This is a genomic window from Pseudomonas sp. RW407 (assembly GCF_003176655.1).
Lineage (GTDB): Bacteria > Pseudomonadota > Gammaproteobacteria > Pseudomonadales > Pseudomonadaceae > Pseudomonas > Pseudomonas delhiensis.
In genome coordinates this window covers 1,058,477-1,083,273 of the sequence record NZ_QGSL01000088.1, presented here as the reverse complement: position 1 = coordinate 1,083,273, position 24,797 = coordinate 1,058,477, and the positions used below count along the sequence as shown (strand labels likewise).

Here is a 24,797-nt window from a genome sequence, read left to right as displayed (position 1 = left end):
AACAACGTTTCCAGGATGAAGCCGCGTCGCGCGCGGCCTATCTGGAGTGCGGCGTGCCCATCCGCGAAAAACCTCAGGAATTGGCAGCAGCGCTGGTCGAGCATTACCTGCCCGACGACCTCACCCTCTACGAACACAACGGTGAATGGGCCCTAGGCATTGGCAGCGCGGCATGCATCCGCTTGCTTGGCAACCAACTGCAATTGAGCATCGCCGAGCAGCGCAGACAATGGCCCGCCGAGGACCTGCCCGAAGCCCTGGGCAAGGCCCTGGGGGAGCTGCCCTTCCAGGACTGGCGAGCTTACGGTACCGCCTGCTTCGAACTGGCCCGGCGCCTCCATGGCCTGCCTGTGCAGGATGGCAACCGCCCGCCGCTTCGGTTGGATATCCCGGCCGTGGATATTCGTCTGCGCGACGGCACGGCGCTGATCCGGGCCCTGCAGCCCGAGGCACTGGCCAGCGCAAAAGCTCGCTTGCAGGAACTGGATGCCAAGCCACTTGCTCCCATCCGCACCGGCCATGCCCAGCCGAACGTGGCAACCCACGACGCCGCGCTTTATCGCGGTCAGGTGGCCAGCGCCGTGGCGGAAATCCGGCAAGGCCGATACCAGAAGCTCATCCTGTCACGCAAAGTGCCACTCAAAGGCAATCTGGATCTGGTGGCCAGCTATCGTGCCGGGCGCCAGGCCAACACCCCGGCCCGCTCCTTCATCCATCACCAGGGCGACTTCGCCTGCGTTGGCTTCAGCCCGGAAACCGTGGTCGAGGTCAGTGCCCAAGGCCTGGTCGGCACCCAGCCCCTGGCCGGCACCCGCGCGCTGGGAGACAGCGTCGAGAAAGAAGCGCAACTGCGTGACGAGCTGTACAGCGACCCCAAGGAAATCGCTGAACATGCGGTTTCGGTCAAGCTGGCTTTCGAGGAACTGCAGGCGATCTGCGAGCCGCAACAGCTGGGGGTCAGCGAGTTCATGGCAGTTTCCCGGCGTGGCAGCGTGCAACATCTGAGCTCGCGGCTCAGAGGCCAGCTCCGGGACGGCTGCAACGCCTGGCATGCCTTCGCCGCGCTGTTCCCGGCGGTCACCGCCTCGGGCATTCCCAAACGTGAGGCCCTGCAGGCCATCGCGGCCCATGAGGGGGCCCCCCGTGACCTCTACAGCGGCTGCGTGATGATCTGCGACAGCCACGGCATGCTCGACGCCGCGCTGGTGCTGCGCACAGCGTTCCAGCATCGCGACCAGGCCTGGGTCCAGGCCGGCGCTGGTATCGTCTCCCTCTCGCTGCCGGAGCGCGAACTGGAAGAAACCCGTGAGAAGCTCGCCAGCATCGCGCCCTACGTACACCTGGCCGAACATCAGCTGGCAACCGTGCGGCAAACAGCCGAGGTGCAGCCATGAGCACGCTGCACGCTACCCTGCTACGCCAGCAGATTCGTGCCTTGCTACCCCAGGGCGAGTTGTTGGACGACAGCGCCAACCTGATCGAACGAGGCCTGGACTCACTACACCTAATGCGTTTGGTCAACGAATGGCGCCAGGCTGGTGCCCAGGTCACCTTTGCCGAACTGATCGAACAACCGTTCCTCGAGCACTGGCTGCCGCTGCTAACCAAAACCAGCGGAATACCTGTAGCACTCCTGCCTCTGCCTCGTGACGAACCAACCCCACAGGCGCCCTTCGCCCTGACCGATGTACAGCACGCGTACTGGATAGGCCGCGGCGATGAACAGCTACTCGGCGGAGTCGGTTGCCACGCCTACCTGGAATTCGACGGTGCGACTCTACAACCCCGGTGCCTGGCAACGGCCTGGCAAGAGGTGCAGCAATGGCACGGTATGCTGCGTGCCCGCTTCGACGATGAAGGCAGGCAGCAGGTGTTGGAACGGGGCCAGTCCCGGTTACGCGTGCAGGACCTGCGTCAGCTGGACGAGGCCACCGTACAGCAGGCCCTGGTGGCGACCCGTGAACGCTTGTCGCACCGGCGCCTGGCGGTGGAGCGCGGCGAAGTCGCCGGGCTGGAGCTGAGCCTGTTGCCAACGGGCGCCTGTCGCCTGCATTTCGACATCGACCTGCTGGTGGCCGACGTCCATAGCCTGCATCTGATCCTGCGAGATCTGGCTACTCGCTACCGTGGCGAAGCACTGCCGGAAGCCGGCCGGGACTGGTATTTCGCCCGTTACCTGGCCGTACGCCCAGCCCCTTCGGCCAGTTCCGCCCTTTATTGGCAGGCACGCCTGGACCAGTTGCCGGCGGGACCGGAGCTGCCGCTCGCACGTCCTCCCGAGTCGATCGAGCAGGTACGCTTCTCCCGTCGCCAGCAACGGCTGTCGGTCGAGGTCTGGACGCGCCTGCGCGAACAGGCTGCACGGCACTGCGTGACCCCTGCCATGCTGCTGGCCGGATGCTTCGCCCAGGTGCTGGGGCGCTGGAGCCGCGTGCCGCACTTTCTCCTCAACCTGCCGCTGTTCGATCGCCAGGGCGGCCAGCCAGCACTGGACCAGGTGGTAGCGGACTTCACCAACCTGCTGTTGCTGGAGGTCGACCTGCGTAGGCCCGGCACCTTCGCCGAACAGCTGAAACGCCTGCAGACGCAGTTCCACCGAGACATGGCCCATGCCGACTATTCCGGCGTCCAGGTGCAACGAGACCTGGCTCAGCGCCATGATGGCCAGCGCAGTTTTTCCCCCGTGGTGTTCGCCTGCAACCTCGGCACGCCGCTGCTCGACCCGGCGGACGCCGACGTCCTGGGTCGCCTGAACTACATGATCTCGCAGACCCCGCAGGTCTGGCTCGACCATCAGGTATACGAAGAGGACGGCACCCTGCTGCTGGCCTGGGATGCCCAGGACACGCTGTTTCCGGAAGGCCTGCTCGACGCCATGTTCGGTACCTACATCGACCTCTTGCATGACCTGCAGGGGCCAGCAGCCTGGGATTCACCAGTGCTACCGGATCTACCTGAGGAGCAGCAGGCGCTGCGCCAACGGGTCAATGCCACCCAGGCCAAGATCCCCGTCCGTACCCTGCTGGAAGCGCCCTTCGCCATTGCTGGCGAACGCCTGGCGCTGATCGATGGTGAACGCCGGTTGAGCTACACCGCCTTGCGGGACGGTACCCTGAGAATTGCCAGTTACCTGCTGGAACAGGGAATACAGCCCGGTGACGCAGTGGGCGTGTGCCTGCCACGTGGCAGCGACGCAGTGATCGCCCTGTTCGGCGTACTGGCCGCTGGCGCCTGTTATGTGCCGATCAGTCCCGGCCAACCACCTGCCCGCCGCGAGCGCATAGCGCAACGTGCCAACATTCGCAGCCTGATAGATATGGAACTGCTGCAGCAAGCCCTCGATTACGTGCCCTTGTCCGCTCCCGTATACGTCGATCCGCAGAGCCCGGCCTATGTGATCTTCACCTCCGGCTCCACCGGTGAACCCAAGGGCGTGCAGGTCAGCCACCGTGCCGCCTGCAATACCCTGGACGACCTCAACCAGCGCTTTGCCGTCGGCCCCGAGGACCGCGTACTGGCAGTCTCGGCGCTGGATTTCGATCTGTCGGTCCACGACCTGTTCGGCGTGTTGGCGGCAGGTGGCTCTGTGGTACTGCTGGATGAACAGCAACGCCGCGATGCCACTGCCTGGCTCAGGCTGATCCAGCAACACCAAGTGACCTTGTGGAACTCGGTGCCATTGTTGCTGGACATGCTGCTGACAGTGGCCGAAAGCGATGGGCGCACCCTGCCCTTGCGCCTGGCCTACCTGTCCGGCGACTGGATCGGCCTCGACCTGCCGGCCCGCCTGCACACCGCCACTGCCGGCGGCTGCCGACTGATTGCCATGGGCGGCGCCACCGAAGCCGCCATCTGGTCGAACTGGCAACCCGTGACGCTGCCCTTGCCTGAACACTGGACCTCGATCCCCTACGGCACGCCCCTGGCCAACCAGTGCTTCCGCGTGGTCGACAGCCTGGGCCGCGACTGTCCGGACTGGGTCTCCGGCGAGTTATGGATCGGCGGGGTCGGCGTCGCTGACGGCTATCGCGGTTCGGAACAGCTCAGCACCGAGCGTTTCGTCCAGCATGAGGGCCAGCGCTGGTACCGCACTGGCGACATGGGTCGTTACTGGCCCGACGGTTGCCTGGAGTTCCTCGGCCGCCGCGACCAGCAAGTCAAGGTCCGTGGCCACCGCATCGAACTGGGGGAAATAGAAAGCACCCTGCTCGCCCTGCCCGAGGTACGCCAGGCCATGGCCGTGGTACTGGGTGATCCGCCCAGCCTGGCGGTGGCGGTAGTGCTGCATCGGGAAGTCGCGCCGGACCACCTGTGCCAGCAGCTGCGCGACAGTCTGCCGGACTACATGATTCCTGCCAGCCTGCATACCCTCGACAGCCTGCCCTTGAGCATCAACGGCAAAGCCGACCGCGCGGCCCTGCGCCAGCAGTTGCTGGCCTGTCGCGGAGCAGAGACCGACAGTACCGGTGAGGCCCCACAGGGAACCACCGAGCAGGAAATGGCAGCGCTGTGGAGCGAGATACTGCAACGCCCGGTTGTCGATCGACACATCGATTTCTTCCTCCTGGGCGGCGACAGCCTCAGCGCCACGCGCCTGATCGAAGCCGTGAAACGTCAGAGAGCGGGCAACCGCTCCCTCACTCTGCGCGAACTCTTCGCCCATCCCAGCATCGCCGAGCTGTGCGCGTACCTGATCGCTCCTGGTGAAGCCCCCCAGCATCCTCACGCCACGCACTTCGAGGAAGGCAGCCTATGAACACCCTCAACATCTCCGCTCTCCTGGCCGACTGCGAAGCCCTGGGCATCCAGCTTTGGACCAAGGACGGCCAATTGCGATACCGCGCGCCGAACGGCGTCATGGACGACACCCTCAAGCAACGCCTGCGCGAGCACAAGAACGGGCTACTGGCCCTGCTCGCACCGCAGGAAGTCCAGGTGCAGGCCGATCCCCGGCATCAGTTCGAACCCTTCATCCTGACCGACGTGCAGGCAGCCTACCTGGTGGGACGCAGCGACGCCTATGACTATGGAGGCGTAGGCTGCCACGGCTACGTAGAACTGGATGGCCCAGACCTGGACCCGAAGCGTCTGGAACTAGCCTGGCACACCCTGATCCTGCGTCATCCGATGTTACGTGCAGTCATCGCCCAAGCCGGCTTCCAGCAGGTCCAGCAGCGGGTGCGCCTGCCTCCATTGGTTTGCAACGACCTACGCGGGCGCAGCGCCTCGCAGGAAGAACAGGCGTTGCTGGCCACCCGTGCGGAACTGGCCAACCGCGTCTACTGCGCCGATACCTGGCCCCTCTATGAACTTCGCCTGAGCCAGCGTGACCAGGGTAGCCGAGTACATCTGTCCATCGATCTTCTGATCGCCGACTTCGTCAGCATCCAGTGCCTGCTATGCGAGCTCGACCAGCTTTACCACGAACCCGAACAAGCATTGCCGGAGCTGCAACTGACTTTCCGCGACATCCTCCTGGCCGAACGCACGGCCCGTGACGCCCCGGCGGCCCGCGCTCGACGCGAGCGCGACCGCGACTACTGGCTGCAGCGCCTGCCGACACTGCCAGACGCTCCCGAACTGCCACTACTGGAACAACAGCAGCCAGGCACAGGCTTCGATCGTCATGCCTTGTACCTGGACTCCCGGCAATGGCAAGGCTTCTGCCAACAGGCCGCCGAATTGCGTCTGACGCCCTCGGCAGCAGTGCTCGCGGTGTTCGCCGAAACTCTTGGCCACTGGTCGCGGCGCCCGCACTTCAGCCTCAGCGTCACGGTGCTCAGACGTCCGCCGTATCATCCGGACATCGGGCGCATCGTCGGCGACTTCACCGCAATCAACGTGCTGGCGGTGGAGCCACCCGGCGCCAGTGACTTCAACCAGCGCGCCCAGGCCTTGCAGCAGCGCCTGTGGCAAGACCTGGAACACGAAGCGTTTTCCGGCGTAGAGGTGCTGCGCGAGCGGGCCCGGCTGCAATCCCGCAGCCTGCTGCCAGTAGTGTTCACCAGCACCCTGGGCGTGGGCGACAACCGCCATGCCGAGGGCGACTTCCTGCGCGGAGCCAGGCTGGGCTACGGCATCACCCAGACCCCGCAGGTGTGGCTCGACTGCCAGGTGTCCGAGCGCAATGGCAGCCTGCTGATCAACTGGGACGTGCGCCAGGGCCTGTTCGCCGAAGGCCTGATCGAGGCCGCGTTCAGCAGCTTCCACGGTCTGCTGCTGGAGCTGGCCCAGGGGCCCGGCGCCTGGCACCGGACGCAGCCACTAACCCTGCCGGCGACCATGGCCGAGCGCCGGCAGGCCAGCAATGCCACCGAACAAGACTTGCCGGTACGTTGCCTGCACGACGGCTTTCTCGACAGCCTGCGCGCCATTCCAGACGCCTGCGCACTGATCTGTGCCAGCGGCCACTACAGCTACCACCAGTTGGCAGAACGAGCCAATGCCGTAGCTGAATGTCTGCGCGACAGCGGCTGCCAGCCGGGCAGTCCGGTGGCAATCATCCTCGACAAAGGACTTGAGCAGGTTGCCGCGGTACTCGGCACCCTGTTGGCAGGTGCGGTCTACGTGCCAGTGGACAGTGGCCAGCCGGATGCCCGACGTGATGCCATTCTCGATGATGCGCGAATTCGCTGGGTGCTCACCGACGCCGGGCAGCGCGAAAGCCGCGCATGGCCTGGCAACGTGGCCCTGATCGCCGTGGACAGCCTGTCCCCACTGCCGTTCCGCCAACTGCCCCGACACCACCTCTGTGACCCGGCCAACCTGGCTTATGTGATCTACACCTCGGGCACCACCGGCCGCCCCAAGGGCGTGATGATGAGCCACCGCGCCGCCTTCAACACCGTGGCCGACATCAACCAGCGCTTTGCGGTAGACGCCAACGACCGCCTGCTGGGCCTGGCCAACCTGGGCTTCGACCTGTCGGTCTACGACCTTTTCGGCACCTTCCTCGCCGGCGCGACTCTGGTGCTGCCATCTCCCGCGCAGCGCAACGACCCGGCGCACTGGGCCAGCCTCATCAACCGCCACGCTGTCAGCCTGTGGAACTCGGTACCGGCACAAATGCAGATGCTCTGCAGTTACCTTGACGCGGAACCAGCCACCACACCCCTCAGCCTGCGCCTGGCGATGCTTTCCGGCGACTGGGTCGGCGTCGGCCTGCCCGCCGCGATCCGCCACCATTGCCCGGCATTACGCCTGATCAGTCTGGGCGGCGCCACCGAAGCGGCCATCTGGTCGATCAGCCATGAGATCCACCAGGTACCGCCAGGGACGCGCAGCATTCCCTATGGCACGCCACTGGCCAACCAGCGCTTCCATGTGCTCGACAGCGAGTTGCAGACGCGCCCGGACGGCGTAGCCGGCGAGCTGTACATCGGCGGCGCCGGCCTGGCCGAGGGGTACCTCAACGATACCGCACGCACGGCCGCACGCTTTATTCACCATCCCCATAGCGGCGAACGCCTGTACCGTACCGGCGACTTCGGCCGTTACCGTAGCGACGGCCTGATCGAGTTCCTCGGCCGCGAAGATACCCAGGTCAAGCTGCGTGGCCACCGCATAGAACTCAGTGAGATCGAAAGCCTGCTACAGGAGCATCCGGACGTGGCCCAAGCGGTGGTGGTGCTGGCCGGCGAGGCCCAGGAGCGGCGCCTGGCCGCCTTCGTTACGTCTCGGGGCCTGACCACCGCCACGCACGACAGCTGGAACACCGAACTGGCGGCTTGCGCCATGGATTGTGGCGAACGGGCCACCCTCGGGCTCGACCGGGCGCTGCTCGCACAATGGGTGGACATGGCCAACCACATCGCCCTGCTGGATATCCTCAAGACCCTACGTGGCGCCGGCCTTTTCGTCGATCCACGGGCCTGCCACAGCATTGCAAATGTACAGCAGCAATGCCGCGTTGCTCCGGCCCATAGACGCCTGATGCGACGCTGGCTCAAGACACTGGCCAGCGAAGGCTGGCTAATCGAGGACAAGGCCACGGCCAGCTATAGACTCGTCGATGCGCCGGACGAGCGACAGAGCGCCCAGTGCTGGCAAGCCATGGGCGAACTGGAAGCACGCCTGCACTACGGCACTGAGCTGCTGCGCTACCTGCGTGACTCCAGCGACCGCCTGCCACAGTTGCTCAGCGGTGAGGTCGACCCGCTGGCCCTGCTGTTCCCCCAGGGGCGCATGGACACGGCGCTGGCGGCTTATAACGACAACCTGCTGATGCGCTGCATGAACCAGGTGATCTGTGCCTGCGTGCTCCAGATCGCCAGTACCCGGGCGCACAGCGGACGACCCTTGCGGATCCTGGAAGTCGGCGCCGGCGTGGGCGGGACCAGTCGCGAGCTGATCCCGGCGCTGGACGGTTTCGCCGTGGACTACCTGTTCACCGATGTTTCGGCCTTCTTTCTCAACGAAGCGCGGGAGCAGTTCGCCGACCGGCCTTGGGTGCGCTTCGGTCTGTTCGACATCAACGCCGACGCCCTCGGCCAGGGCCTGCACGGCAGCAGCTGGGACGTGATCGTCTGCGCCAACGTGTTGCACAATGCCCGCCACGCCCCGACGGTGCTACGCAACCTGCGCGAACTGGCTGTACCCGGCGGGCACCTGTTGGTGATGGAAGCAACCCGGGAGATTCTCTCGCTGCTGACTTCCATGGAGTTCAAGGAAGGCCTGGACAACTTCACCGACTTGCGCGCCGACAAAGACCAGACCTTCATCAGCCGTCATCAATGGCAGGAACTGTTCGAGGATACCGGAGCTGAGCTGGTCGCCGCGTGGCCGGTAGCCGAAGACCCGCTGGACTGTGCCGGGCAAACCACCTTCATCGTCCGCTTCCCATGCGAACAGGTCGAACTGAACCGCGAGGACCTGCTGCATTACCTGCAACGATGCCTGCCGAGCTACATGCTGCCCAGCTACCTGGAAGTGTTGGAATGCATGCCGTTGTCGCCCAATGGCAAGATCGACCGTGCGTGCCTGAGCGCTCGCCTGCCCGGCCACGGCAGCCGCCAGATGGTCCCCGGCGAAGCCCCCCGAGGGGACCTGGAACAGCGCATCGCCGCGCTCTGGAGCGCCGCCCTGGGTTGCAACGACATCGCCCGTGACCAGGACCTCTTCTCCGCCGGCGGCGACTCACTGCTGGTGGCACAGATCGTCGCCAGGATGCGTGAACAGATTCCGGAAAGCGCGTGCTGGGAGTGGGATCGACTATTGCGTGAAGTGCTGCGCGAACCGACAGTGCAAGCCTTGGCCACACGCTTGCAGGAAAGCCCCGATGAGCGCGACGACGAGCCCGCCAGCCGGCACTCGCCCCTGAACGTGCTGGCCCCGGCCCGAAGCATCGATTGCAACACCGTGCATGTGCTGGTGCACGATGGCAGCGGCACCCTCGCGCCCTACCGCGCCTTGCTCGGCGCCTTGCGCAATGAGCCAGCGCGCCAGGGCGCGATCCTCGGCCTGAGCCTGCCAGGGGAAGCCGACTACCTGGCGCGCCCTGCCGCAGGTTTGATCGAATGGCTCGGTGCCGAGTACGCCCGCTACTTGCTCGATTACGGAGTTCAGCGCTTCGAGCTGGTGGGTTACTGCATGGGTGGCTTGCTGGCCATCGAGACTGCCCGGGGGTTGCTGGAAGCCGGGGCCGAGGTAGGTATGGTGAGCGTCATCAGTAGCGACCGCTTCCGTTACCAGATCGACGACGAACTGCTGCTGGAACGGGCCTTCGGCCGCCTGCTCGGCGCCACCATCGAAGCCGCTGGCCACGAGATAGAAGATGCCGTACTGCACCGGGCCCTGGAGCATCTGGTCAAGCGCCACGGCCCGCGGTTGCCGGCCGGTTGCCTACAAAACCTGGACGGCGAATGGGCCCCGGTCGCCGAGTGTTATCGCCGCCTCGCACAATGTCCCGCCGAACAGCGCCTGGCAACCCTCGCCGGCTGTGTGCCGACCCAGGCCGCCCCCCTGTCGGCCGTGCAGGCACACAGCCTGTTCCGGGTATTCCGCCATAGCCTCGACGCCGTAGCGGGGTATCGGCCCGCCCCCTTCGCCGGCAACCTGCAGGTACTGCTGGACGACCAGAGCCTGCATTTCCTGCCGGGTCTGCAAGGTAACATGCGAGGCTTCTGGAGAGACCTCGCTCTTGGCGACATTCGCCTGCTGAACATCAATGGCAACCACGTGAGTTGCATGCAGCCTCCCCATGTTGACCAGTTGCTGCCGGTGCTGATGGGTGAGGTGTCATGAGCGCGCCACTGATCGGCCTGGTCGGCTCCGGCGGCAGCGTCGGTGGCGCAGCACTGGCCCTGCTGCGCCACCGACCGGGGCTGCGCCTGCGCTGCGGACAGCGACGCCCACAGGCCCAGTCGGCAACGCTGGAGACACATCCGCTGGATGTTTTCGATGCCGCGCAACTGGCGACGTTCTGCGAAGGTTGCCAGGTGGTGCTCAACTGCGCCGGCCCCTCCTGGCTGATCGGTGAGCGTGTTGCCTGTGCTGCCCACCGGGCCGGCGCGGCCTATGTCGATGCCTTCGGCAATGCCGCCTTGCTGGAGGCGCTGCAAGGAGCCGATAGGCCCTCGATCATCGGCGCCGGTGTCTTCCCCGGCCTCACCGCCCTGCTGCCACGCTGGCTGGTCAACCAGGGCCTGGAACGCCCGACCCACCTGCGAATCCTCTCTGGCGGCCGCGAACCTTGCAGCAGCGCTGGCGGCGCCGATGTACTGCTCAGTGCGCTGGGCGGCTTCGGTACGCCCAACACCCACTGGTACGACGGCCAGGTGCAGGCCCTGGTACTCCCCCCGGGCACCGAGGAACTACCGGGCTTCCCCGAACTGGCCCACCGCTCGTCCTACCTGACCAATGAACTGCTGCAACTGGCCCAAGCTCTGGAACTGCGCGAAGCGAGTTTCTGCAACGTGTTTTCCAACCCCGAGTTGCCCACGCTGATCGCCAGTCTGTGCCAGCGCCTGAGCCAATCGCATGACCCGCACAGTCTGCAACAGGCAGTGGCGCAACTGGTTCGCGCGGCAGACCTGGAGCTGCAAGGGCGCACACCGTACTACCGCCTGGTGGTGGAGCTGGAGGGTTGGCGCAGCCAGCAACCCTACTGCCAACGGGCGGTATTGCGCAGCCACGACAGCTACAGCCTGAGTGCCACAGTAGCGGTATGCGCCACCGTACGGCTGCTGGAAGACGATGCCTGGAGTGGTGCCCATTGGGCGGCACAGGCCCTGCAACCCGCCACCGTCATCGACGCCGTCCTTCAGCAGGCCTGCAATGACCTGAGCCTGGTCGAACTGCCCGGACAACAGGCCCGTAATTCCGGCAAAGAAGAAGGAGCCCTATGAACCAGCCTCTGCGTGTCATCGTTTGCGGCACCACCTTTGGCGCCATCTACCTGCAAGGTATCGCCCGCCTGCCACAACACTACCGGCTGGTAGGCATCCTCGGGCGGGGCAGCGAGCACTCCCGCGCCTGCGCCAAGCGTTGGCAGGTCCCCTTGTACGAGTGCGTCGCGGCTCTGCCGTCCGAAGTCGATCTTGCCTGCGTGGCGGTACGCTCGGCGGTAGTCGGCGGCCCGGGCACCGAGCTGGCCAAGGCTCTGCTCGAGCGAGGTGTTCATGTGATCCAGGAACATCCGGTGCACCACGACGAGGTCGCCGCATGCCTGCGCATAGCCCGGCAAAGGGATCTGCAGTACCGGCTCAATCCGTTCTACAGCGACCTGGCGCCGGTGCGTTGTTTCATCGATGCCGCGCGACATGTCCTGGGCCAGCGGGAGGCGTTGTATGTCGACGCCGCTTGCAGCGTGCACGTGCTGTTCCCGCTGGTGGAAATACTCGGCCAGGCCCTTGGCGGCCTGCGCCCCTGGGCCTTCACCGTGCAACCCCAAGACACAGGCCCCTTCCTCAACGTAGCGGGTAACCTGGCCGGGGTGCCCCTGGCCTTGCGCGTGCAGAACCAGCTAAACCCGGCCGATCCAGACAACCACACCCAGGTGTTGCATCGCATCACCCTGGGCACCAGCGGCGGTACCCTGAGCCTGACCGATACACATGGCAGTGTACTGTGGAGCCCGCGGGCCCATGTCCACCGCAACCCCCAGGGCGTGCTGGAAATGGATGGTGACTCGGCGGCCCTGGACCTGGCCGTCAGCAGCCTGATAGGCCACCCGCAGCCACCGACTCTGCGCCAGGTATTCGCCAAGCTGTGGCCAGCCAGCATCGCCTGCAGCCTGGAGCGTTTCCACCTGAGTCTGCAAAAGCCCGCCGAGCCAGCCCTGGCACAATTCCACCTGAGTTGCTGCAAGGCCTGGCAGCAGTTGGGTGCCGAGTTGGGCCCGCCCCAGATCATCAACCCGGCGCCTCCGCTGCCGCTGGACCTGGGTCAATGGCCTCCGCCGCGGGAGAGCATCTCATGCTGAACGAAATCAGACAGTTGCAGCAGTACCAGCAACGCTGGTTCCGCCGTTTTACAGAGCGGCCCCGAGCACGCCTGCGCCTGTTCTGTCTGGCCCACGCTGGTGGCGGTGCACGCTTCTTCGCCAACTGGGCACAACTGTTGCCCGAAAGCATCGAACTGGTCGCCATCCAGCTACCAGGGCGCGAAGAGCGCATCGACGAGCCACCAATCGAGCATATGACGCCACTGGTCAGCGCCATCAGCAATGCTCTGCAGCCTTGGCTGGACCGGCCTTACGCAATGTTCGGCCACAGCATGGGCGCCGCAGTGGCCCACGAACTGTGCCTGAGCATACAGCGCCAGGGGCTGCCACTCCCACTGCGCCTGCTGGTGTCCGGCCGCGAAGGACCTAGTCGCAATCACAGCAGCAAGCTGCACAAGGCCTCAGACGAGGACTTCCTGGCTGCGATCATGGCTCTAGGCGGCACCTCGCCGGCGTTGCGGGAATCCCCGGAGCTGTTCACCCTGGCGCTGCCGGTCCTGCGCAACGACTACCGTTTGATCGAGACCTACCACCCCGATCCACGGCGGCCGCCCTTGAGCCTGCCGATCGAGGTGCTGTTCGGACAGGATGACCCGGAACTGCACCCAGGTGATGCCCAGGCCTGGACGTTGGAGAGCAGCCAGGGCGTACGCCTGCACGGCTTCCATGGCGGACATTTCTACCTGACGCCACAGTGTCAGGCAGTGACGCAATGCATCAGCCGATGCCTGGGAGAGTACTCCCCGGAGTCCCTGGAAATGCCCTAGGTTCGGCCATCGTCCAGACCGGCTCCGGCGGTGCTGCTGCGAACCTGCCGCAGCACCGCCAGCGCCGCGCATAACGCCAGCAGGCCAATGCCGAGACCACTGGCGTACCCCCAATAACCAGCCACGCCGATGGCCAGTGACGACACCAGGATTTCGCCAAGGGTTTGCAGCCCCAGGAACACCGAGCAGTCGGTACCGGGCTGCTCTCCTTGCTGGGCGAAACGCATCGCCAGGGTATAGGACGCTACGCTGGTGACACCGATACCCAACCCACCCAGCAATGTCGCCAGCCCCACATAGCCGCTGCCGGCGAGGCTTGGTTGCAGTACCAGTGCAAGCCATAACAGCCCGGCAGCCCCCACCAGGAGCAAGCCGCAGAGCAGAGTGTTCCAGCGCGACACCTGACGCAGCAGCAACCCGGCCAGACCGCAGCCGAAGATGATCGCCAGCAATTGGCCAACCCCGGCCAGCACACCGACATCGCTCATCGACCAGCCGATGTCCAGCAGGATGAGCCTGGCCAGACCGAAGAAGATCGCCCCTGCAAGTGTCACCAGCATCACCAGAGCCGTGAGTCGCCCGGAAAAGCGCCGCTTGAAAAAGCGGCGCAGGCTGGCCTTGGACGGAGCCACCAGCGGCGCCGGCTCGCGCCAGAACAGCACCGGCAGGCCACACAGCAGCGCCACCGCAGCCAATAGAAGAAAGGCAGCAGACGCATCGAAATGATCGAACAGCACCATGGTGCCCGGCCCGCCAAGCAGCATGCCGCCCATGAAGCCGGCAACCTGGAAGGTATTCACCCGGCCCAGGCTGGCGCTGGGCAAACGCTCTGCGGCCAGGCCGTCGACAGCGATGTCCTGGGTGGCGCAAAGCAGCGAGAGCAAGGCGATCAGGCCCAACAGCATCCCCATGTTGGCTACGTCGAACGGTACCAGCGCCATCAACGTCAGGGTCGCTACCGAGCCGGCCTGCAACGGCAGGATCCAGCTACGGCGGCGACCGATGCGCTCACTCCAGCGGTTCTCCACCGCCGACGCCCACAGCAGCTTGGCGACCCACGGCAAGCTGGCCAGGGGCGTGAGCGCTACCAGGTCCAGCGAAGCACCCATGTTGCGCAAGAGGGTCGGATACGCCTGGAAGGCCAGCCCCACGGGTAAGCCTTGGGCCAGATACAGCCCACCCACCAACAGCAGAACCTGCCATGCACGCCCCTGCTCCCGCGGCAGGGGCTTCGCTTCTACGGCAACCGACGTCATGTGCTCCCCCAAAACCAAAGCTGTAAAGGCGCCATGGAAGTCCATGCCCCCTCAAGGCGCCACCCGAAACCAGCGGCGCATCCCCCGAATAGGAATTAGCTGTGTGGACGGCGGCGCAGCACCGCGGCCGGGATCAGCGCGTCGCCCAGCGGCTCCAGGACAAAACCCGCTACGCCAGCCTCCTGGGCAACCTGTTCCAGGCCAAAGGTGTGCCAGTCATGCTTGGCGCTGAAACGGCGCACCACGCTGTTGCCGGCCAGCACCTGGTAGTCGAGGGTCCAGTGCATCAGGTCCCCACCCGCCGGCTCACCCTGCAGGAAGACCCGGTAGAGGTGCTCGCCGATCTCGGCACAGGCCACCTGCATCAGCGGCACCGGCTGCGGCGTGTCGAGCATCATCACATCGACAATCACGATGCCGCGCTCATCCAGGCGCTCCGACAATTGCTGCCATAGGCATTGGCGCTGGAGTACATCGAGGTAGCCGAGAGTGCCGCAGATCACCGCCGCTGACAGTTGTGGCGGCAAGGTCACCTGCTCTAGCGTGCCTGCCAGCACAGTGACCCGCTGACGCAGATCGGCGCTGCGCATCAGCCGGCCAAGCAACGCCGCTCGCATGGCCGCCGAGGGTTCCACCGCAAGAATCCGAGCCTGGGGCAAGGCATCGGCGATCACTTGCACGCACGGCCCGGTGCCAGCGCCGACATCGAGAATCAGCCCCTGCGGATCGATCTCCTGCAATGCCGCGCTTATGGAGTCTCGACGTTTCAACCATTGCTGCTCGCTGAGCACGTCATAGAATTCTGCGGACAATGCATAGGGATCGGAGTACTGGGTAGACGCCATGGGAAACCTCCCGGGTGCTGAAATTTAAATGATAAAAAGTCTCACTATCATTTAAGCATCATCAGCGTCCCTCGTCCTATGCCAGGGAGCGGATGCATTCTCCGACAAAGATTGTTGGCCTGGCCTGAATTTCCGTCTGAATTCACCCCATCGCCATTTGGCGAGGGCCGACAGGCTTCCGATGAATGCCGCCCAGGCCGACCCAGCCGGATACCTGGTTTTCAAGGGCAACACCGGGCTCTGGCAGGTTGAGCTGTTCGAGCAGGAAGGACATGAGCTACCGCTCGTGTCAGATAGATTCGTCGCCGACACCTACGAAGCGGCCAACCACAAACGCACCAACACCGAACGGCAATCCGGGCCGAACGTAAAGACCTGATACGGCGCTGTAGTGGCAACTGCACAGCGGTTTTCGCCAGGATTGGCAGGATTAATCTGTCAGGAGAACACCATGAAAGTCAGTGCCCGCAACGTCTTCAAGGGCAAGGTTCGCGAACTGCGCCCTGGCGCGGTGAACAGCGAGGTCATCCTAGAGCTCGCCGGCGGCGAGACGCTGGTGGCGGTCGTCACCGTCGAGAGCGCCAACAACCTGAAGCTGGCCCCCGGCGCCGATGCCATCGCCCTGGTCAAGGCACCCTGGGTGATGCTGATGACCGATGCCAGCGACATCCGCCTGTCCGCCCGCAACTGCCTGGCCGGCAAGGTGCTGAGCGTCACCGATGGCGCGGTGAACGCCGAGGTGGTGCTCGAGTTGCCCGGCGGCGCCAAGGTCTATTCCATCGTCACCCGCGATGCCGTCCAGGAGTTGGGCCTGGTGCCTGGCGCCAGCGCCACCGCGGTGATCAAGGCGTCCCACGTCATCCTCGGCGTGCCGGCCTGACCTTCCCAGCGGAGCCTCGCCCGGGGCTCCGCATCTTCAGCACCTCCAGCACCCGGCATGGCCAACGGCTGCGCCCACGGCACAGAAAGTGCCCCCTCCGAACTGCAGCCACACCTTCTCCATGAGCACTGCCCGAGACCATCGAGGTTGGGACGCGAGTGTCGTGGGCAGGGATCATTACGACGTTCCGCGACTCGGCAGGCAAGGCACAGGCGTCTATAGTGGGGGCGCCTCGGCCTCCAAGCGGCGGGGCCAATCAGAACAATGATCCGGCCCGCTGTGCAACCGGGCCACAGGAGTGCCTGCCGTGTTCATCAGGCAATTGAACTACCTGGTCGCACTGGCCCGCGAGCAACATTTCGGCCGTGCCGCCGAGGTCTGCCATGTGTCGCAACCGGCCCTGTCCGCCGCAATCCGCAGTATCGAGGTGGAGCTGGGCATCGTCATCGTCCAGCGCGGACGCCGCTTCCAGGGCTTCACGGCCGATGGACTGCGCGTCCTCGCCTGGGCCCGCCGGGTACTCGCCGACTGCGAACATCTTCGTGACGAGGCCCGCTCGAACGAAGCGGACCCACAGGGCACCCTGCGCCTGGGCGCAATTCCCGCGGCGCTGCCGCTCGTGCCCCTGCTCACCCAGAGCTGCCTGCAGACCTACCCGCGTATCCGCCACGGCATCCACACGCTGCCGGCCGAGGACATCCTGCGCAAACTGCTGGATTACGAGCTGGACGTCGGGCTCACCTACATGGACGACCCGCGCCTAGCCCGTTATCAGGTCATCCCGCTGTTCCGCGAGCGCTATGTGCTGCTGGCCGGCAGCCGCGAGCAACTGAATGCTGTCGGCGCCTTTACCTGGGAGGTCGCAGCACAACTGCCCTTGTGCCTGCTGAGCACCAACATGCAGTGCCGGGCGGGGATCGACGCCCTGTGCGCCGCGCGCGACCTGAGCCTGACGCCCCAGGTCGAGACCGACTCGCTCACCGCGCTCTGTGCGCACGTGCGCCATTCGGGCTTCTACAGCATCGTGCCGCACAGCGTGCTGTGCCAGCAGGAAGCCGGCGCGCCGCTCTATGCCCATGTGCTTCAGCCGGTCATGGAGCGCGATATCGGCCTGGTGGTCCGCCGGCAGGACAGCCAGGGCCCGCTGCTGGACGCCGCGCTTGGCAGTTTCGCCAGCCTCGACGTACAGGCCTGGGCCGATCGGTTCCTGCCGGCGGAACCCGCCCGGCGCCCCCGGGCGCGCCGCTCAGCGCCGGGGGCCCCACAGGTAGCGATGGGCGAGCGCGATCACCACCAGCAGTGACGCGCCAGCCAGTGTCGGCAGGAGCAGGAAGCTCCAGTCCGGCTGGTAGAGGAAGATGATCACCGGGTTGCTGCCCGCTGGCGGGTGCACCGTATCGGTGGCCACCATCAGTGTCGCCGCCAGCGCCCCGGCCAGGGCCATCGCATACCAGGCGTCCCCGGCCAGGTGCAGGACGGCCAGGCCGATGGCCGAGGCGATGAGGTGGCCGCCGAGCACATTGCGTGGCCGTGAGAACGGTGCCTCGGGAAAGCCGAACAGCAACACGCAGGACGCCCCGAACGAGCCCATCACCCAGGGCATGCCCGTGTAGTGGGCAAGCGCCCCGACCGCGGCCAGCCCCAGGAACACGCCGGTACCGACCATCAGCAGGCGGCGAGGCCGCCTGGCTGAGGTGGCCGTGGTGGCCAGGCTGTTCATGTACGGGCCTTGTAGCGCGCCGCCTCCTCGGAACCGCCAGTGGCATTGCCGGCACTGTAGGAGTGGGCGCCGACACCCGCGAGCTCGCCGCCCTGGACGATCAGGTACTCATCGCGGATGGGCCGGTTCTCGAAATAGCACTCGAGGATCTCGCGCGTGCCGGCGGCATAGCGGGCCTGTGCCGAGAGGCTGGTGCCGGAGATGTGCGGGGTCATGCCGTGGTGCGGCATGTGCCGCCAGGGATGGTCGGCCGGCGCAGGCTGCGGGAACCAGACGTCACCGGCATAGCCGGCGAGCTGGCCGCTCTGCAGGGCCGCGACTATGGCGTCGCGGTCGCACAGCTTGCCGCGCGCGGTATTGATCAGGTAGGCCCCGCGCTTGAAGTACTTGAGCGTATCGGCGTTGATCATGTGCTCGGTTTCCGGGTGCAACGGGCAGTTGAGAGTCACTACGTCGCACACCCGGGCCAGGCTTTCCAGGCTGTCGTGATGGGTGAGGTTGAGTTCCCTTGCCACCGCTTCGGGCAGGCGGTGGCGATCCAGGTAGTGCAGCTTCACGTCGAACGGCTTGAGCAGGCGCAACACGCGCAGGCCGATGCGCCCGGCGGCGACGGTGCCCACGTGCATCCCCTCCAGGTCGTAGGAGCGCGCCACGCAGTCGGCGATGTTCCAGCCCCCCTGCACCACCTGGTTGTAGGACGGGATGTAGTTGCGTACCTGCGAGAGGATCATCATCAGCACGTGCTCGGCCACGCTGTTGCTGTTGCAGTAGGTGACCTCCGCCACGGTGATACCGTGGTCCATCGCCGCCTGCAGGTCGGTGTGGTCCGAGCCGATGCCGGCGGTGACGATCATCTTCAGCTTCGGCGCCCGGGCGATGCGCTCTGCCGTCATGTATGCCGGCCAGAAGGGCTGCGAGATGACGATCTCGGCGTCGTGCAGTTCACGATCCAGAACGCTGTCGGCGCCGTCCTTGCTGGACGTCACGATCAACTCGTGCCCCAGCGACTCCAGGTATTTACGCAGGCCCAGTTCACCGCTGACGCTGCCCAGCAGGGTACCGGGCGTGAAGTCGATGGCCTCGGGGGTGGGCAGGGTCTGCCCGTCGGGGTAGCACTCCAGCTTCGGCAGGTCGTCGCGGGCATAGCGAGTGGGATAGCCATCTACGGGGTCGTCGTAGAGAACGCAGATTACTTTGGCCACGTGAGTCTCCTTGTTATTGGGTTGCTCGTTCCTGCCGTGTCGGCTGACCGGTCAGGTGCGGCCATCATGGTGCGGGGGTTCATGGGTGATCCAATCGTTTGGCTGGATCACCTGATAAGGCCCGGTTATCAAGCGCACGTGCTTTCAAGCCGGCTGTGCAGTGCCAAGGAGCCCGCTGGGCAATCGGCGCCAGGCCATGGCGCAATCTGGAGCACGTCGCCATTTGTTGGTGCAGGTGCTACCCGCCTAGGCGCTGTCAGTCGCCCTGAGGCCCGCCAGCGGCGGCGCTTCCAGCCGGTCGGCCGGTAGCTGGCACAGGCATTGCCTGGTTGACCCCGGGCGATCAACGTCGATCGCCCCACTCACGACAACGACGCCGTGCAGCCCCCGTGACAACGGAGGGCTGCATGGCGTTTTTGCTTTTCAGGGGCGGAACGGCCATGGCGGAAAAGACGATTCGGAGCGTGTGTCCCTACTGCGGCGTCGGCTGCGGCATCGTCATGCAGGTGCGGGACGGCCGCGTGGCCAAGGTGGCGGGCGACAAGCAGCACCCGACCAACTTCGGCCGCCTGTGCACCAAGGGCAGCACCTGCAGCCAGGCCATCGCCGAGTCCGGCCGCATGGAACATGCCTACCGGCGCGACGACAGAACCCGTGAGCCGGTGCGCGCGCCGATCGCCGAGGTCATAGGTTCCACAGCCAAGCGTCTGCGGAGCATTCTCGACACCCATGGCCCCGACGCCATCGCCTTCTACGTGTCCGGGCAGATGTCGCTGGAGGCGCAGTACCTGGTCAACAAGCTGGCCAAGGGTTATGTCGGCACCAACCAGATCGAGTCCAACTCGCGCCTGTGCATGGCCAGCGCCGGCAGCGGCTACAAGCTCTCCCTCGGCGCCGACGGCCCGCCCGGCTCGTACCAGGACTTCGACAAGGCCGATGTGTTCTTCGTCATCGGCGCCAACATGGCCGACTGTCACCCCATTCTCTTCCTGCGCCTGATGGACAGGGTCAAGGCCGGGGCCAGGCTGATCGTCGTCGACCCGCGGCGCAACGCCACCGCCGAGAAGGCCGACCTCTTCCTGCAGATACGCCCCGGCACCGACCTGGCGCTGCTCAACGGCCTATTGCACCTGCTGCACGCCAACGGCCACACCGACGCACGGTTCATCGCCGAGTTCACCGAAGGCTGGGAAGACCTTCCCCCCTTCCTCGCCGAATACACGCCGGAACGGGTCGCCGAACTGACCGGCCTCGATCCCGCGGCCCTGCGCCAGGCCGCGCAGTGGATCGGCGAGGCCGGCGCCTGGATGAGCTGCTGGACCATGGGCCTGAACCAGTCGACCCACGGCACCTGGAACACCAATGCCATCTGCAACCTGCACCTGGCCACCGGCAAGATCTGCCAGAGCGGTAGCGGCCCCTTCTCCCTGACCGGCCAGCCCAACGCCATGGGCGGTCGCGAGATGGGCTACATGGGGCCGGGGCTGCCAGGGCAGCGCTCGGTGCTGGTCGAGGACGACCGGAGCTTCGTCGAGCGGACCTGGGGCGTCCCCGAAGGCACCCTGCACACCCGCCTGGGCGGCGGGACCATCGCCCTGTTCGAGGACATGGCCGCCGGGAAGATCAAGGCCTGCTGGATCATCTGCACCAACCCGGTGGCCAGCGTCGCCAACCGCGGCAAGGTCATCGAGGGCCTGCAGGCCGCGGAACTGGTGATCGCCCAGGACGCCTTCCTCGACACCGAGACCAACCGCTTCGCCGACGTGCTGCTGCCCGGGGCACTCTGGGCCGAAGCCGAAGGCGTGATGATCAACTCCGAACGCAACCTGACGCTCATGCAGCAGGCGGTGGAACCGCCCGGGGAAGCCATGGCCGACTGGCGCATCATCGCCGAGGTGGCCCGCGCCATGGGCTTCGCCGAAGCGTTCTGCTACGCCTCGGCGCAAGAGGTGTTCGAGGAGATCAAGCGCTTCCACAACCCCAAGACCGGCTACGACATCCGCGGCGCCAGCCACCGGCGCCTGCGCGAGACCCCGCTGCAATGGCCATGCGCCGATGCCGAAGGCGACGACCGCGCGCCCATCCGCTACCTCAACGACGGCATCAGCCAGAAACCCAGGCTCAGTGACGACGGCTCCTGCCCCCGCCTGGCCTTCCCCACGCCCAGCGGCAAGGCGCAGTTCTTCGCCCGGCCGCACCTCGACCCGGCGGAAATGCCCGACGCCGACTATCCCTTCGTGCTCAACACCGGCCGCCTGCAGCACCAGTGGCATACCCTGACCAAGACCGGGAAGATCGCCACCCTCAACAAGCTCAACCCCGGCCCCTTCGTCGAAATCCACCCGGAAGACGCGGAAGACCTCGGCGTGCGCGACAAGGACCACCTGGAGATCCGCTCCCGCCGTGGCCACGCCGTATTGCCCGTGGTAGTGACCGACCGGGTGCTGCCCGGCGGCTGCTTCGCGCCCTTCCACTGGAACGACCTGTACGGCGAGAACCTGGCGATCAACGCCGTCACCAGCGACGCCATCGACCCGCTTTCGCAACAGCCGGAATTCAAGTTCTGCGCCGTCAGCCTGCGCCGCGTCGAACTGATCGACCACCAGTTCCTGGAAACGCCCGCGGCTCGCAGCCACGCGGATGCTCCCCACCCCTTGCCCGAGGAAATCGATATGGCCCCTGTCGATGCATTCGCCGCCCTGCTCGGTGTGTCCGGCACGACACCGCCGCCTTTGAGCGAGCCCGAACGCGCCTACATGAGCGGCTTCATCGGCGGCTTGCGGATCACCCCGAATGCGGGCGTACCCACCCTGCCCTCCAGTGCGCCCCTGGCCATACCGACGCGGCTCTGGCTCGACGGGATGCTGGCCGGCATGTTCAGCCGGGCCAACCAGCAGCCGGTGCAACTCGAGGCCCCCGTCCAGCAGTCGCTGCCCACCCCGCAAGCGGCGGACGCGGCCCCTGTCACCCTGCTCTGGGCTTCCCAGACCGGCAACGCCGAGGCCCTGGCCGAGCGCGTCGCCAAGCGCCTGGAAACCGTGGGATGCAACGTGGAACTGGCCGCCATGGACAGCTACCCGGCGGAAAAGCTCGGCAGCGTGCGCAACCTGGTACTGCTCAGCAGCACCTTCGGCGACGGCGACCCGCCGGACAACGGCCGCAGCTTCTGGGAAACGCTCAACGCAGGCACGCCGGACCTGGCCCACCTGCGCTATTCCGTGCTCGCCCTGGGCGACCCCAGCTACGACCAGTTCTGCCAGCACGGCAAGAACCTCGACCGCCGCCTGGCCGAGCTGGGTGCCAGCCGCCTGGGCGCACGCCTCGACTGCGACACCGACTTCGAGGAAACCGCGGAACGCTGGCTGGGCGAGCTGCTGGCACAGCTGGAGCCCGGAAAGCCGGCCGCCAGCACGCCCCCTCCGACACCTTCAGCAACGCCGGTAGCGATCGGCAAGGAGCATCCCGTGCCCTTGCGCCTGGTCCTCAACCGGCGGCTGAACGGCGACGGCGCCAGCAAGGACACCCGCCAGTTCGCCTTCGCCCTGGACGACTCGGGCCTGCAGTACGAAGCCGGTGACGCTCTCGGCGTCTGGCCACGCAACTGCCCGGAGCTGGTCGAGGAAGTACTGCTGCTTACCGGTCTGAACGGGGAGCAGTCCGTGACCGTCGCCAAGGTCGGCGACATGCCCTTGCGGGCAGCGCTTGCGGACCACTACGAGATCGCCCGGCCCAGCGGCGAAGCCCTGGCCCTGGTCGCCGAACGCAGTGGCCAGGCGGAACTGCGCGAACTGCTGGGGCCGCGCAAGGCCGAGCTGAAGGACTGGCTGTGGGGACGGCAACTGGCCGACGTGTTGCAGATGTTCCCGGCGCGCCACGACGCCGGCGAGTTCCTCGGCGCCCTCAAACGCCTGCAGCCGCGCCTCTACTCCATCTCCTCCAGCCCCAAGGCCCAGGCCGGCGAGGTCCAGCTGACCGTCTCGAGCGTCCGCTACGGCCGGCGCAAGGGCGTAGCCTCGACCTACCTGGCCGACCGGGCCGGCGAAGCCCGGGTACCGGTCTTCGTCCAGGCATCCCGGCACTTCCGCGTGCCGGAACAGGGCGACCGGCCGATGGTGATGATCGGCCCGGGCACCGGCGTGGCGCCGTTCCGCGGCTTCCTGCACGAACGCCGGGCGCGCGGCGATGGCGGACGCAACTGGCTGTTCTTCGGCGAACAGCATGCGGCCACCGACTACTACTACCGGGACGAACTGGAAACCCTGCACAAGGACGGCCTGCTCACCCGCCTGAGCCTGGCCTTCTCCCGCGACCAGGCGGAAAAGATCTACGTGCAGGACCGCATGCGCGAGCACGGCGCCGAGCTTTGGCGCTGGCTGGAAGAAGGCGCGTACTTCTACGTCTGCGGGGATGCCAGCCGCATGGCCAAGGACGTCGACCAGGCACTCCGAGAGGTGGTCCAGGCCCATGGCGGTCTCGACGAGGAAGGTGCCGCACAGTACCTACGCTCGTTGAGCGAGCAGAAGCGCTACCTCAGGGACGTCTATTGAAGCGTATGTCCAGGAGACACCTGCCAGCCCGCAGCCAGTCCATCACGCCCCTACCAACTCGCCCGTGATACGGGCTTCCCTCCCCAACGGAAGAAGAGGCGAAGTCCGCTTATCAGGCGGATGATCTCGCCCAGGGTGGCGTCGTCGAGCACCACCATCAGGCGTCCCAGCAGGGCCGCCGTGAAAACCTCCCGCAGCGAGCGGGAACGGGGCGGGCCCTCCCCTCAAGCCCTTGGCCCCCGCTCGCCGCCGGCATGAGCGGCTGCCTCCGGCTAGGTACCGCGCTTCAGCAGCAGCCTCTCGATATGCCCGATGGCCGCCCGTGGCTTGAGCTTTTTCGGGCAGAAGGCGATGCAGTTGTAGATCGAGCGGCAACGGAACACGCTGAAGGGGTCGTCCAGCGCCGCCAGCCGCGCCTCGGTGGCCGTGTCGCGGGAATCGGCGAGGAAGCGGTAGGCGTTCAACAGGCCCGCCGGGCCGATGAAGCGGTCCGGGTTCCACCACCAGGACGGGCACTGTGTCGAGCAACATGCACACAGGATGCACTCGTACAGGCCATCCAGCCTGGCCCGCTCTTCCGGCGACTGCAGCCGCTCAATGGCCGGTGGTGGCTCGTCGTTGATGAGGTAGGGCTTTATCCGTTCGTACTGCCTGTAGAACGTCCGCATGTCGACGACCAGGTCCCGTATCACCGGCAGGCCGGGCAATGGCCGTATGACGATGTCCACGTCGCCCCGCAGCGGCCTGATCGCCTGCCCGGATGGCAGTTGCCCGCCGTGGAGCAGGGTCGAGACGCTGGTGATGCAGGCCAGGCAGTTGGCGCCGTTGATGTTCATGCCGTCGGAGCCGCAGACGCCTTCGCGGCAGCTGCGCCGGTAGGTCAGCGTCTGGTCCTGGGTCTTCAGGTGCTCGAGCAGGTCGAGCACCATCAGGTCCTCGCCCGGCTGCAGGTCGTAGGTGTAGTCCTGCAGGCGCGGCGCTGCATCCTGTTCCGGGAGATAACGGTAGATACGGACTTTCATCTCGCTCACCTCCGGGCCGATCTCCAGCGTGGACCTTCCAGGCGATCTGGCCGGGCCTCTGTCGGCAGCCCAGGAATTATACGACTCATCGATATGAGCAGCACCGGCAGAGGCGC

Annotated in this window: 15 protein-coding genes; 10 read left to right on the top strand and 5 right to left on the bottom strand. The window is 66.1% G+C overall.

Annotated elements, in window-relative coordinates; genetic code table 11:
* Positions 1-53 precede the first annotated feature (53 nt).
* The 6 genes from DK254_RS35175 to DK254_RS11390 are packed head-to-tail and all read left to right on the top strand — an operon-like array spanning position 54 to position 13,209.
* Positions 54-1,394, top strand: a complete 1,341-nt coding sequence (locus tag DK254_RS35175) for a salicylate synthase (RefSeq protein ID WP_256595856.1) — start codon at positions 54-56, stop codon at positions 1,392-1,394.
* Positions 1,391-4,756 (top strand): non-ribosomal peptide synthetase, encoded by a 3,366-nt coding sequence (locus DK254_RS11410; protein WP_109933862.1) that lies wholly within the window; start codon positions 1,391-1,393, stop codon positions 4,754-4,756. Before DK254_RS35175 ends, DK254_RS11410 begins: the two co-directional genes overlap by 4 nt.
* Positions 4,753-10,242 (top strand): non-ribosomal peptide synthetase, encoded by a 5,490-nt coding sequence (locus DK254_RS11405; protein WP_109933861.1) that lies wholly within the window; start codon positions 4,753-4,755, stop codon positions 10,240-10,242. Before DK254_RS11410 ends, DK254_RS11405 begins: the two co-directional genes overlap by 4 nt.
* On the top strand, positions 10,239-11,345 hold the full coding sequence (locus DK254_RS11400) for a saccharopine dehydrogenase NADP-binding domain-containing protein (RefSeq protein WP_109933860.1): 1,107 nt from the start codon (positions 10,239-10,241) through the stop codon (positions 11,343-11,345). Before DK254_RS11405 ends, DK254_RS11400 begins: the two co-directional genes overlap by 4 nt.
* Positions 11,342-12,421: a Gfo/Idh/MocA family oxidoreductase gene (locus DK254_RS11395; protein WP_089391363.1), complete on the top strand. Its 1,080-nt coding sequence runs from the start codon at positions 11,342-11,344 to the stop codon at positions 12,419-12,421. The genes DK254_RS11400 and DK254_RS11395 overlap by 4 nt, the downstream gene beginning before the upstream one ends.
* The gene (locus DK254_RS11390; protein ID WP_158546418.1) at positions 12,415-13,209 is read left to right on the top strand and encodes a thioesterase II family protein; all 795 of its coding nucleotides are present in this window, start codon (positions 12,415-12,417) and stop codon (positions 13,207-13,209) included. Before DK254_RS11395 ends, DK254_RS11390 begins: the two co-directional genes overlap by 7 nt.
* Here DK254_RS11390 and DK254_RS11385 read toward each other — a convergent pair.
* Complete coding sequence (locus DK254_RS11385) at positions 13,206-14,510, bottom strand: MFS transporter (RefSeq protein ID WP_218281416.1); 1,305 nt, start codon at positions 14,508-14,510, stop codon at positions 13,206-13,208. The two genes, DK254_RS11390 and DK254_RS11385, sit on opposite strands and share 4 nt — an antisense overlap.
* Positions 14,511-14,560: 50 nt before the next feature.
* Positions 14,561-15,310 carry a trans-aconitate 2-methyltransferase gene (locus tag DK254_RS11380; protein WP_109933858.1) on the bottom strand — a complete coding sequence of 250 codons (750 nt, stop codon included), beginning with the start codon at positions 15,308-15,310 and terminating at the stop codon, positions 14,561-14,563.
* Between the two features lie 181 nt (positions 15,311-15,491).
* Between DK254_RS11380 and DK254_RS11375 the strand changes: the two genes are divergently transcribed.
* The 3 genes from DK254_RS11375 (at position 15,492) to DK254_RS11365 (ending at position 17,493) form a co-directional block, all read left to right on the top strand.
* Entirely contained in the window at positions 15,492-15,689 is a 198-nt protein-coding gene (locus DK254_RS11375) for a hypothetical protein (RefSeq protein WP_146219590.1), read from the top strand.
* 72 nt (positions 15,690-15,761) lie between these two features.
* Positions 15,762-16,190: a molybdopterin-binding protein gene (locus DK254_RS11370; RefSeq protein ID WP_109933856.1), complete on the top strand. Its 429-nt coding sequence runs from the start codon at positions 15,762-15,764 to the stop codon at positions 16,188-16,190.
* A gap of 307 nt (positions 16,191-16,497) precedes the next feature.
* Entirely contained in the window at positions 16,498-17,493 is a 996-nt protein-coding gene (locus tag DK254_RS11365) for a LysR family transcriptional regulator (RefSeq protein ID WP_109933855.1), read from the top strand.
* Here the strand turns inward: DK254_RS11365 and DK254_RS11360 are convergent.
* Both DK254_RS11360 and DK254_RS11355 read right to left on the bottom strand, forming a co-directional pair.
* Entirely contained in the window at positions 17,437-17,910 is a 474-nt protein-coding gene (locus DK254_RS11360; RefSeq protein WP_109933854.1) for an HPP family protein, read from the bottom strand. The two genes, DK254_RS11365 and DK254_RS11360, sit on opposite strands and share 57 nt — an antisense overlap.
* A complete protein-coding gene (locus DK254_RS11355; protein ID WP_109933853.1) occupies positions 17,907-19,112 on the bottom strand; it encodes an NAD-dependent formate dehydrogenase in 1,206 nt (401 codons plus the stop codon). The genes DK254_RS11360 and DK254_RS11355 overlap by 4 nt, the downstream gene beginning before the upstream one ends.
* A 440-nt stretch (positions 19,113-19,552) precedes the next feature.
* Between DK254_RS11355 and DK254_RS11350 the strand changes: the two genes are divergently transcribed.
* Complete coding sequence (locus tag DK254_RS11350) at positions 19,553-23,659, top strand: bifunctional nitrate reductase/sulfite reductase flavoprotein subunit alpha (protein ID WP_109933852.1); 4,107 nt, start codon at positions 19,553-19,555, stop codon at positions 23,657-23,659.
* A gap of 272 nt (positions 23,660-23,931) precedes the next feature.
* Here the strand turns inward: DK254_RS11350 and DK254_RS11345 are convergent, their stop codons facing one another.
* A complete protein-coding gene (locus DK254_RS11345; RefSeq protein WP_109933851.1) occupies positions 23,932-24,681 on the bottom strand; it encodes a succinate dehydrogenase iron-sulfur subunit in 750 nt (249 codons plus the stop codon).
* Positions 24,682-24,797 lie beyond the last annotated feature (116 nt).

Coding starts and splice junctions, on each gene's coding strand:
- DK254_RS11410 (WP_109933862.1), top strand. CDS start 1,391: ATGAGCACGCTGCACGCTACCCTGCTACGCCAGCAGATTCGTGCCTTG.
- DK254_RS11405 (WP_109933861.1), top strand. CDS start 4,753: ATGAACACCCTCAACATCTCCGCTCTCCTGGCCGACTGCGAAGCCCTG.
- DK254_RS11400 (WP_109933860.1), top strand. CDS start 10,239: ATGAGCGCGCCACTGATCGGCCTGGTCGGCTCCGGCGGCAGCGTCGGT.
- DK254_RS11395 (WP_089391363.1), top strand. CDS start 11,342: ATGAACCAGCCTCTGCGTGTCATCGTTTGCGGCACCACCTTTGGCGCC.
- DK254_RS11390 (WP_158546418.1), top strand. CDS start 12,415: ATGCTGAACGAAATCAGACAGTTGCAGCAGTACCAGCAACGCTGGTTC.
- DK254_RS11385 (WP_218281416.1), bottom strand. CDS start 14,510: ATGGACTTCCATGGCGCCTTTACAGCTTTGGTTTTGGGGGAGCACATG.
- DK254_RS11380 (WP_109933858.1), bottom strand. CDS start 15,310: ATGGCGTCTACCCAGTACTCCGATCCCTATGCATTGTCCGCAGAATTC.
- DK254_RS11375 (WP_146219590.1), top strand. CDS start 15,492: ATGAATGCCGCCCAGGCCGACCCAGCCGGATACCTGGTTTTCAAGGGC.
- DK254_RS11370 (WP_109933856.1), top strand. CDS start 15,762: ATGAAAGTCAGTGCCCGCAACGTCTTCAAGGGCAAGGTTCGCGAACTG.
- DK254_RS11360 (WP_109933854.1), bottom strand. CDS start 17,910: ATGAACAGCCTGGCCACCACGGCCACCTCAGCCAGGCGGCCTCGCCGC.
- DK254_RS11350 (WP_109933852.1), top strand. CDS start 19,553: ATGGCGGAAAAGACGATTCGGAGCGTGTGTCCCTACTGCGGCGTCGGC.
- DK254_RS11345 (WP_109933851.1), bottom strand. CDS start 24,681: ATGAAAGTCCGTATCTACCGTTATCTCCCGGAACAGGATGCAGCGCCG.